The organism is Gluconobacter wancherniae NBRC 103581, from assembly GCF_007988885.1.
Classification (GTDB): Bacteria; Pseudomonadota; Alphaproteobacteria; order Acetobacterales; family Acetobacteraceae; genus Gluconobacter; species Gluconobacter wancherniae.
Genome location: NZ_BJUZ01000002.1, coordinates 261,810 through 275,232, shown reverse-complemented (window position 1 = coordinate 275,232; position 13,423 = coordinate 261,810). Strand labels below are relative to the sequence as shown.

14 protein-coding genes are annotated in these 13,423 nt (G+C 57.6%); 7 read left to right on the top strand and 7 right to left on the bottom strand.

All coding sequences use genetic code 11. From position 1 onward, the window contains the following. Positions 1-17: 17 nt before the first annotated feature. The 6 genes from hrpB to GWA01_RS08315 form a co-directional block, all read right to left on the bottom strand. Positions 18-2,504 (bottom strand): ATP-dependent helicase HrpB, encoded by a 2,487-nt coding sequence (hrpB, locus tag GWA01_RS08340; protein WP_186819542.1) that lies wholly within the window; start codon positions 2,502-2,504, stop codon positions 18-20. A gap of 61 nt (positions 2,505-2,565) precedes the next feature. Next, positions 2,566-3,381, bottom strand: coding sequence for an NADPH-dependent oxidoreductase (locus GWA01_RS08335; RefSeq protein WP_146796257.1), 816 nt, complete (start codon positions 3,379-3,381; stop codon positions 2,566-2,568). A gap of 18 nt (positions 3,382-3,399) precedes the next feature. Then, on the bottom strand, positions 3,400-3,939 hold the full coding sequence (locus GWA01_RS08330; protein ID WP_186819541.1) for an adenine phosphoribosyltransferase: 540 nt from the start codon (positions 3,937-3,939) through the stop codon (positions 3,400-3,402). A gap of 65 nt (positions 3,940-4,004) precedes the next feature. Beyond that, positions 4,005-4,370 carry a response regulator gene (locus GWA01_RS08325; RefSeq protein ID WP_146796251.1) on the bottom strand — a complete coding sequence of 122 codons (366 nt, stop codon included), beginning with the start codon at positions 4,368-4,370 and terminating at the stop codon, positions 4,005-4,007. Then, positions 4,367-5,656 (bottom strand): multidrug effflux MFS transporter, encoded by a 1,290-nt coding sequence (locus GWA01_RS08320; RefSeq protein ID WP_146796248.1) that lies wholly within the window; start codon positions 5,654-5,656, stop codon positions 4,367-4,369. Before GWA01_RS08320 ends, GWA01_RS08325 begins: the two co-directional genes overlap by 4 nt. Before the next feature lie 61 nt (positions 5,657-5,717). Continuing rightward, positions 5,718-6,434, bottom strand: a complete 717-nt coding sequence (locus GWA01_RS08315) for a TVP38/TMEM64 family protein (protein ID WP_146796245.1) — start codon at positions 6,432-6,434, stop codon at positions 5,718-5,720. 131 nt (positions 6,435-6,565) lie between these two features. Between GWA01_RS08315 and GWA01_RS08310 the strand changes: the two genes are divergently transcribed. Both GWA01_RS08310 and GWA01_RS08305 read left to right on the top strand, forming a co-directional pair. Then, positions 6,566-7,360: a PadR family transcriptional regulator gene (locus GWA01_RS08310; RefSeq protein ID WP_371858433.1), complete on the top strand. Its 795-nt coding sequence runs from the start codon at positions 6,566-6,568 to the stop codon at positions 7,358-7,360. Between the two features lie 294 nt (positions 7,361-7,654). Then, positions 7,655-8,032, top strand: coding sequence for a hypothetical protein (locus GWA01_RS08305; protein WP_146796241.1), 378 nt, complete (start codon positions 7,655-7,657; stop codon positions 8,030-8,032). Between the two features lie 4 nt (positions 8,033-8,036). Here the strand turns inward: GWA01_RS08305 and GWA01_RS08300 are convergent, their stop codons facing one another. Further along, complete coding sequence (locus GWA01_RS08300; RefSeq protein WP_146796236.1) at positions 8,037-8,603, bottom strand: NUDIX domain-containing protein; 567 nt, start codon at positions 8,601-8,603, stop codon at positions 8,037-8,039. A 50-nt stretch (positions 8,604-8,653) separates the two neighbouring features. Here GWA01_RS08300 and dinB point away from each other — a divergent pair, with 50 nt between their 5' ends. From dinB to GWA01_RS08275, 5 genes are all read left to right on the top strand, one after another. Next, positions 8,654-9,757 (top strand): DNA polymerase IV, encoded by a 1,104-nt coding sequence (dinB, locus tag GWA01_RS08295; protein WP_146796230.1) that lies wholly within the window; start codon positions 8,654-8,656, stop codon positions 9,755-9,757. Between the two features lie 77 nt (positions 9,758-9,834). Further along, positions 9,835-10,323 (top strand): DUF2501 domain-containing protein, encoded by a 489-nt coding sequence (locus tag GWA01_RS08290; protein ID WP_146796227.1) that lies wholly within the window; start codon positions 9,835-9,837, stop codon positions 10,321-10,323. Positions 10,324-10,483: 160 nt separating this feature from the next. Then, positions 10,484-11,677, top strand: a complete 1,194-nt coding sequence (locus GWA01_RS08285) for an MFS transporter (RefSeq protein WP_146796222.1) — start codon at positions 10,484-10,486, stop codon at positions 11,675-11,677. Positions 11,678-11,704: 27 nt separating this feature from the next. Further along, positions 11,705-12,259, top strand: a complete 555-nt coding sequence (locus GWA01_RS08280; RefSeq protein WP_146796214.1) for an LOG family protein — start codon at positions 11,705-11,707, stop codon at positions 12,257-12,259. A 94-nt stretch (positions 12,260-12,353) separates the two neighbouring features. Further along, positions 12,354-13,418 carry a purine-nucleoside phosphorylase gene (locus GWA01_RS08275; protein ID WP_146796207.1) on the top strand — a complete coding sequence of 355 codons (1,065 nt, stop codon included), beginning with the start codon at positions 12,354-12,356 and terminating at the stop codon, positions 13,416-13,418. The last annotated feature ends 5 nt before the right edge of the window (positions 13,419-13,423 follow it).

Sequence of the window (13,423 nt, the reverse complement as noted above, 5' to 3'; positions counted from 1 at the left end):
CCACTGCCCCGGCTCCCTCAATGACGGGGTCGGGGTTTTGAGGGTTCTGCGGTGGTCGGGTCTTCCGGCCAGTCATGACGGGGATAACGCCCGCGCATATCGCGCCGCATATCCGCCCAGCTTCCCTTCCAGAAGCCCGCCAGATCTGCCGTAATCGCCTGCGGGCGCCCTGCCGGAGACAGCAGGGCGCATTGCAGTTTCAACTGGCCATCCGCCAGAACAGGTATCTGCGCCGTGCCGTAAAAAGCCTGAGCGCGCGCCGACACTGTCGGGACAGCACTTGTATAGTCGATGTCGTGCGTACTGGCTTTGAGGGCCAGCCTTGAGGGAAGCTTGCGATCGAGCGCACTCAGATCCGCGTACTCAAGGCGCCCTCTGAGAATGGACAGCAAGTCCAGCGCTTTCACCTGCGAAAGACGGTCACAGCCTGCAAGATAGGGCTCCAGCCATCCAAGGTCCTCGGATAGTGCAACATCGGACATATCGGGCAGATGGGGCGCGTAGGTTGCGCGGGCATGAGCCACGCGGGCCTGAAACTGTCGGCTCGCATCGGACCAGGTGAGATTTTGTCCCAGATCTGCCGATATCTGGGCGAGCAGCAGAAGTTGTGCCTCTTCAGGCGTCACCTGCGTATTGCGGTCACGCAGAGTCAGCATTCCAAGCCGGAGCCTGCGTCTGGCAATAATTCTGCCAGACGTGCCGTCTAAGGTTGTTTCCACCTGCTCACGGGTTCGATCCAGAAGGGACTGTGGCAGGTCCTCGGCATCCAGTGGGGCGGCCAGAGTGATCTCGGTGGAGGTTCTTGTGTGAAACGCCGCGCCTGCCAGCAGCTTTTCACGCGCCAGCGGGTCTGTGGTGGGCACCCTTGCACTGCCCCCACCAGAGAGGCGAAAACGCCCGATATCACCAGCAGCCTGCGCCACTCGATCCGGAAACCCGGCAGCCAGAAGTGCTGCTGCATGATCCGGATTCGGAGACAGCGAAAAATCCCGCACTCCCAGACGACGCAGAAAGCGATGGGCGGACTGCTTCATTCGAAACATGCAGGCACGATCGGCACGCGGGTCTTCACGTTCATACAAAGCGAGGCGCGTCCTGATGTCAGCGCCGGGCGCCGGACTTTTAGGCGCGTTCGGCCTTGGGCGCAGCGGGTCACGTTCTTCCAGAAGTGCTGCCAGGCATGCTGCCGTAATGCGTTCTGGCACCGTTCGCGCAGCACAGAGCATTGCGGCAAGGCGCGGATGTGCGCCCAGCGATGCCATCTGGCGCCCCAGAGCCGTAATGCGGCCGCCATCATCCAGCGCACCAAGTTCCCGCAGCAATTCGCGTCCACCTGCCAGAACACCAGGCGGCGGCGTGTCCAGCAGGGGTAAGGCGTCGGGTGATGTGCCCATGGCTTCCTGCCATGCCGCCGTTACCAGTGCGAAATCCGTCAGATCCGCGACCAGCATTTCCGGGGCGTCCTGCGGGCGAAGCGAACGCTGTGTCGTTTCGGACCACAGGCGGATCGCAATACCGGGGGACTGGCGCCCGGCGCGCCCGGCACGCTGCGTTGCTGTGGCGCGGGAAACTTTCAGGGTCTCCAGTCTGCTCAGGCCGGTACTGGGATCAAGCCGTGGAACACGACGCAAGCCACCATCCACCACAATCCGAACGCCGGACACGGTTACGGAGGTTTCGGCGATGGACGTCGCAAGGACTACGCGACGCTGTTCTGAGGGCGCAAGTGCGCGATCCTGATCCTCACTCGCCTGCTCACCATGCAAGGGCAGCACCAGAACCGTGCCTTCAAGGAGAGCCTGTGTGCGCCGGATTTCCCCGACGCCGGGTAAAAACGCGAGAATATCGCCGTCATCCTCGGCCAGTGCCTGCCGGATAGCCCGTGCACATGCTTCCGGAAGATCACGCAGATGCGGAACGTCGCGCGTATGGCGCACATCAATCGGATATTCGCGCCCCTCACTCTCGATCAGCGGCGCGTTCATCAGTTCCGTAAAAGCCCGGCCATCCGGCGTTGCGGACATGGCCAGAATGCGTAGATCCGGCCGTAATTCACGCTGTAGATCCAGACAGAAAGCAAGTGATGCGTCGAGATCGAGAGACCGCTCATGCACTTCGTCGAATAGAACCGCGCCCACACCTTCAAGCAGAGGGTCAGAAAGAAGGCGTCGCAGAAGCAGGCCTTCTGTCACAACTTCAATGCGGGTTCGCGCGGAAATGGCGGATTCCGTTCGCGTCCGAAAACCGACGATACCTCCGGGTGCTTCGCCAAGCGTAGACGCCATACGCGATGCCGCACCTCTGACAGCAACACGTCGTGGTTCCACAAGAACAATACGCTGTGCGCCCAGCCATGGGGCATCCAGAAGCGCAAGTGGCGTGAGGGTCGTCTTGCCTGCTCCCGGGGGAGCGACGAGTACGGCGTTTGGTCTTTCTTCCAGAGTTTTCAAAAGTTCTGGAAGAATAGTCGCGACAGGGAGGCTGGAAGCAGAAAAGGCGGTCAGATCGAAAGCTCCTGAAGATCACGAGAGCGATAAAAGAAAAGAAACCGGCCGCCTTAAATCACTATTTCAGAAGAAAACCGAGGCGGTTGAGCACGTCATGAATAACGTGTCTGCCGCCAAGGCCCTTCACGCGTGCTACGCGCTCGGCAACCGTATCAGACCATGCGCGCGACGGGAGCCCCTGCTCCTGCTGGTAAGCATCGGCGCGCTGATCATAGCTGCCAATCGCCTCGGCTTCCCGTGCGGTTTCGTAGCGCTCGTGATGCAGCACGACGTCCTGCGGGAGGCGTGGCTTGATGCCGGTCTGGTGTTCGGGGTCCGGGTAGCCAACACAAAGGCCGACTACAGCAACGGTTTTTGGGGGCAGGCCCAGAAGTTCGGCAACGTCGTCCGGATGGTTGCGGAGGCCACCGATATAGACTGTTCCCAGCCCCAGAGACTCAAAGGCCGTGACAGCGTTCTGCGCGGCGATCCCTGTATCGAGCGACGACATCAGGAAAGCCTCCTGATATTCGAGCGCCTCGTGACCGAAACCTGAACGATCGGCAATACGCTCCAGACGTCCAAGATCGACGACCCACGCCAAAAAAAGCGGAGCCGTCTGGACATGCTTCTGATTACCGCACAGTGCCGCGATTTTTTTGCGGGTTTCAGCGTCTTCAACAGCGACGACAGACCAGCTTTGCAGATTGCTGGACGTTGCGACGGACGATGCCGCCGCAATACCGATTTCCAGCGCACCGGGAGGCAGCGGGTCTGGCAGATATGCCCGGACGCTGTGATGCGAAAGAAGAAGCCTGAGGGTTTCATTGTCCGGCATATCCGCAGGGGCATCAGTGCGGTAGCGGCTCTGCCAGAAAGCGGAAATGCCGGACATCAGGAGACTTCCTTGTGATTATTCATCGTAAGTGATGAGAGCGTTCAACGGAACATCCAGTTTCTCACGTCCCTTGAGATCTGCAAGCTCGATCAGTACGGATGCGCCGACCACATCTGCCCCGACCTGACGCAGGAGCTGCACCGAAGCGGAGAGCGTACCACCGGTTGCCAGAAGGTCATCCAGAACCACAACGCGCTGGCCGGGTTTGATGGCATCTTCCTGAATGTGAAGCTCGTCTTCACCGTATTCCAGACCGTATTTGAGAGAAATCGTCTTGCCCGGCAGCTTGCCCGGCTTGCGCAGCATGGTGAAGCCACAACCAAGACGCATTGCCAGTGGAGCGGCTGTCAGGAAGCCACGGCTTTCGATACCCGCGAGCACATCAGGCTGCCACGCTGAAATGATGCGTGCGAGGCGCCCGGTCGCAACCTGCCATGCATCTGCGGAGCGGATCAGGGTCGAGATATCGTAAAAAAGAATGCCTGGCTTCGGGAAGTCCGGAACCTCGCGAATGTAGGATTTGAGGTCTAGCAGCTGAGGTTCCTGAAACGACATTTTGGCAGTGCTTTCATCGGGTGTAGCAAAACAGCGGGCCATCTAGGGGACTCTTGGCCTGTTGCTCAACCCTGTATCACATCACGCGCCCTCTCAAGGGCTTCGAGCAACGCCGCGCGTCGGAACGGTTTTGGCAGAAGGGCAGCTTTTTCCAGTCCGGGAGGCTTCATGCTGTCTTCGTCAAATGCGCCAGACATCAGAACAACCGGCAGGGCCGGACAGCGCGCGCAAAGCAGCTTTGCCATAGCCAGACCGTCCATGTCTCCCGGTAGCGTCAGATCCGCGATCAGCATGTCGGGGATGCTCTCGGTTGCCGTTGCGAGTCCAGCTTCCGCATCCCCAACACGAACCACCACATGCCCTTCTTTTTTCAGAACGGCCTCCACCACCAGAGCGATAGAATCGTCATCCTCGACCAGAAGCACGTTCATCTGTGGTTTTCTCCAGCAAGAAGCAGATCAGCTGCCTCCGCCGAGGAGGGCAGCTTGGGTCTCAGTAACCCAGCGATCATCATTCCAACCAAGGGTAAGAGGAACATGACTGCCATGGGCACTGCAGTTCCGGTGGGCAGGAAGGCAAACATTGCGCTGGCAAGAGCGCCCATGACGTACTGGAACGTCCCTACCAACGCAGACGCCGAACCTGCAGTTTCAGCCTGATTGGACAATGCGCCCACGATCGCATTGGGGCCGATGATGCCGTTGGGGGCCATGGTAATGATCATCAGAATGATGATGGGCCACATGAAGCCCATTCGCATGTGCCCCGAGGCGTCCGGATTCAAGGACGCATAAATCGTCACTGCCAGCAGGGCGACTGCACCTGCAACACTGACTGTCAGGGCGCCGAAAAGCATTTTTCCATTGCTCACACGCCCCACAAGCATGCCGTTGATTTGTGATGCGCCAATCATGCACACCGCAAACACACCAAAAAGCATTCCGTAATGAAATGGAGACATGCCAAAGATGTCTTCGAACAGCATGGGCGCTGCAGTGAGGTATGTGAAGGTCACGAACCCCTGAAGCGCACAGATCAGGCCATTGGTGAAAAAGCTTCGATCCGTGCTGATGCGGATGTAGCGATAAACGATGGGCATCAGCCGCAGATCCTGACGGCCTGCTTTTGGCAGTGTCTCGGGGAACAGGATCGTCAAGAAGATAACGCAGACACCGCCATAAAGCGTTGTTGCGAGGAAAATGTCCCTCCAGGTGACGAATTTTAGGGCCAGACCACCCAGCATCGGCGCCAGAATGGGGACCGCGCCCTGAATGACAATCAGCCTGGACATCAGGCGTGAGGATTCGTCGCCTTCCGTGAGATCACGGATACATGCATTCGGAACAACGAGCCCTGCCGAAGCCATAATGGCAGCGAAGACCCGGAAGGCGCACATTTCCCACATGCTTGTTGCGACCGTGCAGCCCAGCGCACCAATTGTGTAGCCGATCATGCCGATCATCAGAGGGAGACGCCTGCCGAAGCGGTCCGATATGGGGCCGATCGTAATCTGTCCTATAGCGAGCCCGATGACCCACGCAGCCATAGTTGCGCCACCGGAGCCCGCAGGCGCATGCAATTGCCTCTCCATCTCCGGAAGAGCCGGGAGATAGATGTCCGTCGAGACCGGACCGACAGCCGTCAGAATTCCCAGCACAATTGGAAACCACGACGGTATGGGTGTTCCGCGATCGAAAACCCGCTCTTTTCTGGCCATCAGTTCCAGTCCGTTGTCTTGAAATCGTATCGCAGAAGAAATCCGCTGGAAAAGCGAAGCCTCAGGCCTTGCTTTCCACCGGATCAATATCCCGGTTCCGCCGCAGCAGCATGGCACCCAGAGCACCGGAACCCACGAAGAGAATCCCGGCAAGTCCAAGTTGCATTGCGTGACCGATCCGTGTTCCTGACCCTATCAGCACAAACACCATGTTCTGCGGAAGCCCCCCCAGCAGGGTTGCGGCCACAAATGATACGGGGGGCAACTCAAATAGGCCCGCCGCCATCGAGACCAGCAATGCCGAACCCACTGGCATCAAACGCAATGTCAGAACTGCCCGGAGCGGCGTTTGGTTCAAGGTCCGGGAGAGGGACGCGAACCTGCTTTCGAGCTGCGTTTTCTGTCGCGCCCGAAAACGCGCGGGAGCCAGAAGGCGCACCCAGCCATAAATGAGCAAAGCGCCTGCACCGTAGGCCAAGGACGAGAACAAAAGCCCCTCCCAGAGCCCAAACCCCAGTCCGGCCGCAATGCAAAGCGCCTGTCTGGGGAGGCCGAACGCACAGTATGGAATGGCGAGCAGCATGAACCAGAGAGGCGCGCACGGGGTTTCATGCCAGTGCGGCGCGCTCTGCAGGAGATGATGCACCACAGGGAGCCGCTGGAGCAGCGAGACACCGACCAGAAGTGCTCCGATGATCAGGGTGGAACGCCACGGAAGCATACGCCAGAGCGGACGGCGCTCAGCGGGATTGGGAACGGGTCGGAGTGGAGGCGTCATTGGATCAGCCATCCTGCCCCGATACCAGCATGACGGGCCTCAGGCTATGGCCACACAAAAAAGACTGCGAATCATCTTGCAGATATATCTTAAGATACTATATCGTTAGATATATCAAAAAGGACAAAGAAATGTTTTCACATCACAAAAGTCGCCATAAGCACTCTTTCCTCCACGCCCTGGGCAGCCGCCTCCATAAAGACGGTCACTTCCATCACGGACGTCAACGCGCTCATGCGCAGGGTTCGGACGATACATCTTTCCGTGATGGCAGGGATTTCGAAGGGGGTCGTGAACCTTCCGGGATGCGCGGTCATGGCCGAGGCGGCTTGGGACGTGGGGGCCGTTTCGGCGGTGGACGCGGATTTGGAGGACGTGGCTTCGGCGGTCGGGGCAATTTTGGAGATGAAGGTTTCGCCCGTGGCCGCAAGCTCAGTTCAGATGAATTACAGCTCATCATCGAAGCTCTGCTTCATGAGCAACCTGCCCATGGTTATGAACTGATCCGCAGGCTCGAAGAGCGTTCAGGCGGTTTCTATAAACCAAGCCCCGGCATGATTTATCCTGCCCTGACATACCTTGAAGATGCCAGCCTTGCCTCTGTCTCGCAGGACGGAAACCGCAAGCTTTACGCGCTGACCGAAGCTGGAACCGCACATTTTGAAGCAAACCGGGAAGAAGCTGAGCGTATTCTCGATATGCTGACCCGCATTGGTGCCCGGATGGCCGAAGTGCGCGATGCACTGGCAGGCGTTGACGATCTCGACCCCACATTGGGCAACGAATTTCACGAGGCTCGCCGTGCACTCAAAAGAGCTCTCCTCTCCCGCCGCGGGTGCGATGCAGGTGAAATGAAGCGGATCGTGGGTATTCTCCGGCAGGCAGCAGCAGATATTCTTGGTTCCACGCCCCGTAGTTCAGACTAAAATTTGCACACTGGAACGCTGACCGGAAAGGCCTTTGCAAGATGCGCTTTTCCGGCACTTCTCCGATGAAAACATTCAATATTTTTATCAATCGTCAATCTTGGACTTTTATGTGATATGCAGGAAATCCTTGTCAGGTGTGCGCAGATCACATTGGCCATCGAGAGAAATATTGAATGACTTTGAAGACAGAGTTCGCCTGTCTGGCTGTCCATCATCGAAAATGCTGCGCGAATTTATGCAGCATAGCCCAGACGGCTATTCTCAAGCGGTAAAAAGTTTCAGATTTCCGGAATGATCGTTCAGGACCACCCCTTCTTCTGCAATATGCCGGAAGACATGCGGTATTATCGCCCGTTGGAATTTCCGGAAGGTTTCATCGAGAAATCGATGGTTTTCATCATTCCGGACCGCCTGCGGAAATTCAGGCGCCATCTGTGGCACGTGCGGCGCAATCCGGGAGACGAGGCAATCTACATGCCGCTCTTTCGGGTGCAGTGCATCTTGCCCAATGATGCCGCACCGGCGGGCCTGAAAGGCCCTTTGGACGTCTATCCGTTTTACGCGCGCACGACAAAAACCCGGAACAAGGCTCTGGACTACTACCTTCTTTTCCTGTTCCGGGACCGCCTCTCCTATCAACGCTGTAAGCAACTGATCGAAGAACACTAAAACCTCAGATCAGGCCCTTTGCACGGATCAGGGCAAAAGCCGCCAGCGAGACCATACATTTCATCTCGCCCGACACGATCATGCGTTCAAATTCCGCAAGAGGCACGTCATGTGCAGTCATGTCTGCCTCGCTTTCCTCCCGTTCGGCCTCGCCCCGCGTAAGGTTTCGGGCCAGAAAGACATGCCCTTTCTGGTTTGAATATCCTGCGCCCTGATACATGGTCCCTGCGTGGACCATCTCTCCCGCGGTAAGGCCGGTCTCCTCACGCAGTTCACCCAGAGCAAGCTCAATGGGGTCCACATTTTCCCGTGTTTCCCACATTCCCATCGGCAGTTCCCACAGACGCTCCCCTACCGGATAGCGAAACTGCTGGATCATGGTCACTTGACCATCCGTGTGGAGCGGCAGGATCACGACGAACTCCCCACGTTCCACAACACCATACAAGCCTTCCTTGCCATCAGGACGCTCGATGATGTCTTCACGGACCGCAGTCCAGGGATTGCTGTAGGCGATGCGTGTCGAAAGGGTTTTGAAACCGGCTTTTCTACGTTCTTCTTCGATGCTCATAGCCTGCCTCCGATCTTGTTTTGTTCTGTCGGATCGGCGAAACTTCCAGGATGCATATCCGCCGTATCGTTCATATCGACATGGACGCATTCTACGCGTCTGTCGAGCAGCGCGACGACGCAAGCCTGCGTGGGCGCCCCCTCGCGGTCGGGCGAGGGGAAGCACGCGGCGTTGTGGCGGCAGCAAGCTATGAAGCCCGGCGGTTTGGCGTGCGCTCGGCAATGCCTTCAGTTACGGCAAAGCGGCTTTGCCCTGAACTCCTTTTCGTCCCCGCACGCTTTGATGTCTATCGCAGCGTTTCGGCCCAGATTCAGGCGATTTTTGCCCGTTATACGCCCCTGATACAGCCCCTTTCACTTGATGAGGCCTATCTCGATCTGACAGATTATCTGGGGGCCTATGGATCAGCGACACTCATTGCCGAGCGCATTCGCGCTGACATCCATAGTGAAACTGGGCTGACGGCATCGGCGGGCGTTTCCTATAACCGGTTTCTGGCCAAACTGGCGTCCGACTATCGCAAACCCGATGGTATGTTCGTCATTACCCCAGCCATGGGGCCGGAATTTGCCGCGTCACTTCAGGTTGACCGCTTTCATGGCATTGGCCCCGCCACCGCAAAGAAAATGCACGCACTCGGGATTCAGACGGGCGCGGACCTTCGCGCATTCGATCTGCCAACCCTTACCCGGCACTTCGGGAAAGCTGCAGGCTTTTACTATGGTATTTCCCGCGGAATTGATGAGCGCCCCGTCGTGGTGGACAGGGAACGCAAATCCCTTGGTACGGAACAAACGTACCTAAAAGATCTGCGCGACGAAGCAGACGCACTGGATGCCCTGGCCATTATCGCCGCCAAACTCTGGGGGCAAAGCACAGCACGCTCCCTGCAGGCCCGAACCGTCACGCTTAAAGTCAAGTATTCCGATTTTCGCCAGATCACGCGTGCACGCACACTCTCCTTCCCTATCCCTTCACAAAAAGCATTGGCAGAAGCAAGCCGTGCGTTGCTCCAGCCGCTGTTTCCCCTGAATCCGGGGGTTCGCCTCCTGGGGCTGACACTCTCCGGATTTTCCGGACAGGCGACGTCGGAAAGCCCGGCAAACAGCCAGATGAGCCTCTTTCCTGATACCCAAACCGTTATGCCAGAATGAAAAAACGAAGGTTTTTGGGTCACTTTCCGGCGTTCGGGCGTTTGTAGCCTATCGAGCGACATTCTCCGGAGCTTTTCATGAACCGCTTTCACCGTTCTATTCCTGCTGTTCTTTCCGCTGGCCTGATCACCGCCTCTCTTGGCCTTGCTGGCTGCAATGCAGGCTCCACCGCCGCAGGACAGGCCGCCGAAACACAAACAGCCGCTGTAACGGCCGCTACTACAGCCACCCAGACGATGGCATCGCAGATGAGCGGCGGCCTCGTAGGTGCGCTTGGTGTTCCAAATCTTTCCTCTACGTCCTCAAGCAACCTTGCGGGCGTGCTGAGCTATTGTTTGCAAAACAATCTGACATCCGACACAGGGGCGTCGGGTCTTGTCAGTGCCGTCACGCAGAAAGCTGGTGTCTCGGGCAGCCCGGCATATAGCGCCGGTCAGCAGGGTATCCTTCAGGCCGTCAGCAACCAGACAGCAAACCAGCAGCAGTTTTCGCTGTCCACGCTCGCACAGCCGATCCGTCAGCGCGTCTGCTCCACTGTCGAGAGCCAGCTTCAGCGCATGATGTGAGCCTTGCGCCACACGCAGACCTGATATCCGAAACGGCTCCTGCGGGGGTCGTTTCGTGTTTTTTGGACTAGAGTGGTTCCCTAACCCGTGACGAATGGCGTCTGCTGGCCTATGCGTTGCCGCCAGATGTCCACCAGATGAAGAAAAGAGAGAGGCCAGCATGACAGCGGTAGAAACGCCGGTGCAATCACCGACGAAGCGGGTTCTTGCCGTCGTCTTGTTCAATCTACTGGTTTACATCGTAATCGGCCTTCCGAATGCCGTATTGACGATCTTCGTACACAAAACACTCGGCTACAGTACGACGGTCGCGGGCATTGCATTCTCGCTCCAGTATTTCGCGACATTCGCCGCCCGCCCCTCCGCAGGGCGTCTGGTAGACCGTATCGGCCCCAAGCCAGTGGTCGTGGGGGGACTGGCAACGTGCGTTGTCTCAGGAATCCTGATGGCACTGTGTGGCCCATTTGCAGCCACACCATTACTGTCTCTAACGATCCTTCTGGGCAGCAGGCTGATGCTTGGCTGGGCTGAAAGCTGGGCTGCAACAGGCGTGATCGTATGGAATATCCGCAGGGCAGGCGCCGAGAACACGGCCATTGCGATATCGTGGAATGGAATCTGCTCGTATGGTGGTATCGCGATGGGAGCGCCGATCGGGGCAGAGCTGGCTCAACTGGGAGCACCTTTTGGCGGCCTTGTTTCGGTGGGCCTCCTGTCAGTTGCACTGCCTCTCTTCGGGCTTGCGCTGATCGGTTTCTACAAAGGCGTTCTACCGCTTCCCTCGACTGAAAAGCCCGTTGCCTTCTCCAGGGCTTTGCGGCTGGTGCTGCCCCATGGGTGCGCCCTTGCTGCGGGCTCGATCGGATTTGGCGCAATCTCGTCATTTTTGGCGCTCTATTATTCCGTCTTGCACTGGGAAGGAGCCGCCAAGGCACTCGCTATTTTTGGTGTGGTCTTTGTATTTATCCGCTTCTTTTTTGCCTCGCAGATTGCCAAACGTGGTGGCGTATTCGTGGCCATCGTCTCGCTGTTCGTTGAGACTCTCGGCCTTGCAACACTGGCTTTTTTCGAAAATCCTGATGCTGCCCTTGTAGGTGCTGCGCTGACGGGGGCCGGGTTCTCGCTCCTTTTCCCGGCTCTAGGCGTATTGGCGGTCAATCGTGCGGGTCCACAGAACCGCGGGGCTGCACTGGGCGCCTATTCCATCTTTATTGACCTTGCCATAGCGTGCTCCGGGTTGTTTCTTGGTCAGGTCATCGAATTTGCTGGCTACCGGACGATGTTCGGTACGACTGCCGTATGCTGTCTTGCTGGCATTCTGATCAGCCGCTCACTGGGACGCCGCACTGCCTGACACCACCTGTTACTTCATGGAGCCTTCATGACCATCCGTTCCTGCGCTGTTTTCTGCGGTTCACGCTTTGGCAACTCTCCTGTCTATGAAATCGGCGCCCGAACAGTCGGTACGGCGCTGGCGCAGAATGGGATTACGCTGATCTATGGTGGCGGCCATGTTGGCCTTATGGGAACGGTTGCAGACGCAGCCCTAAAGGCTGGCGGCGAAGTCATCGGTGTCATTCCCGAATTCCTCCATGCGCGCGAAGTTATGCATACGGGTGTGACAACTCTGGAAGTCACCCCAGACATGCACACGCGCAAGGCGCGGATGTTCGAACTCTCGGACGCCTTTGCCATCATCCCCGGCGGTCTGGGCACCTTTGACGAATTGATGGAAATCCTGACATGGAAGCAGCTTGGGCTCCATCGTGCACCGATTTACATCGTCAATATCGGGGGATGGGCAGCATCCCTCGTACGAACACTGGAAGATTCCATTGCTCAGGGATTTGCAGACCCGTCAGCCCGCGCTCTGTTTGATGTCGTGGAGGATGTCCCGGGCCTGATGGAGCGCCTGGGAGCCACTGTGGCGGCTTGACGCTTTTCTATCCCCATCCATAGATTGGCCCTCATTTCAAAGTAGCAACGGGCCAAATCCATATCGTGCCCGGAGCACTAAGCAGGAAGGCTCCATGATTCGGGCACAATGGAAGACACTCCTTATGGCTGCTGCCGCCTGCGTTGGCACAGCCTTCTCCATCCGTGCTCAAGCACATGATGAACCTTGGAAAATTCAGGCCGTCGTACTGACGACGTATGAGAACGGCGCTGATACCGGAGACAAGGCAGGTGAATTGCAGCCCTGGGTCGAGCATGAGCATCTGACCGAGAAGCTCCCGTTCCCTCTGGGCGTCCATGACATCTACACTGATCGCGGACATCATCTGCTTGTCGTCATGACGGGAATGACGACCGGTCCAGCAGCAGCATCCGTAATGGCACTTGGTCTCGACCCACGTTTCGACCTCAGCAAAGCATACTGGCTGATTGATGGTTGCGCAGGCTTTGATCCTACCGTTGCGCCTGAGGGGTCGGCCGCGTGGATCACCCACGTTGTGGGCAGTGTTATGAAGGAACTCGATCTTCGGGAAATGCCAAAAGACTGGCCTTATGGAAAATTTCTCACGGGAGCGAATGCGCCAGATCGCCCTGTCCCTGCAGGTCCCGTAACACCCGGGGAGCCCACCCTGCTCTTCACGCTCAACCCGTCACTGGTAGCATGGGCGTATTCGATGACGGATAAACTGCCACTGGTCGATCCCCCAGAACTGGCACATGAGAGACAAATCTGGCGAGATATCCCCGCTGCGACCAGAAAGCCTGTCGTTCTCAAGGGAGACGAACTGGCCTCAGACGTCTTTTGGCATGGACGGATGCCAACGCAGTTTGCACGCAACTGGGTAAAACTGGTGACCCATGGTGAAGGACAGTTCACAGCCAGCGAAATGGAAGATTCCGGAATGATGGAATCCCTTATGCGCCTGGGCCATGCAGGACGCATCGACGACACCCGCGTCCTTATTCTACGCACCGCATCCAATTACACCCAGCAGCCTCAGGGCATGACAGCAGAGCAGTCCATCAACGGCCACATGCCTGCCGAAGCTCCGGCGATGGAAAATGGCTATCGTGTTGGAGCACGGATCATTCACGAAATTATGGATCACTGGCCGAAATACAGCGTCCAGACTCCCTAAGCATA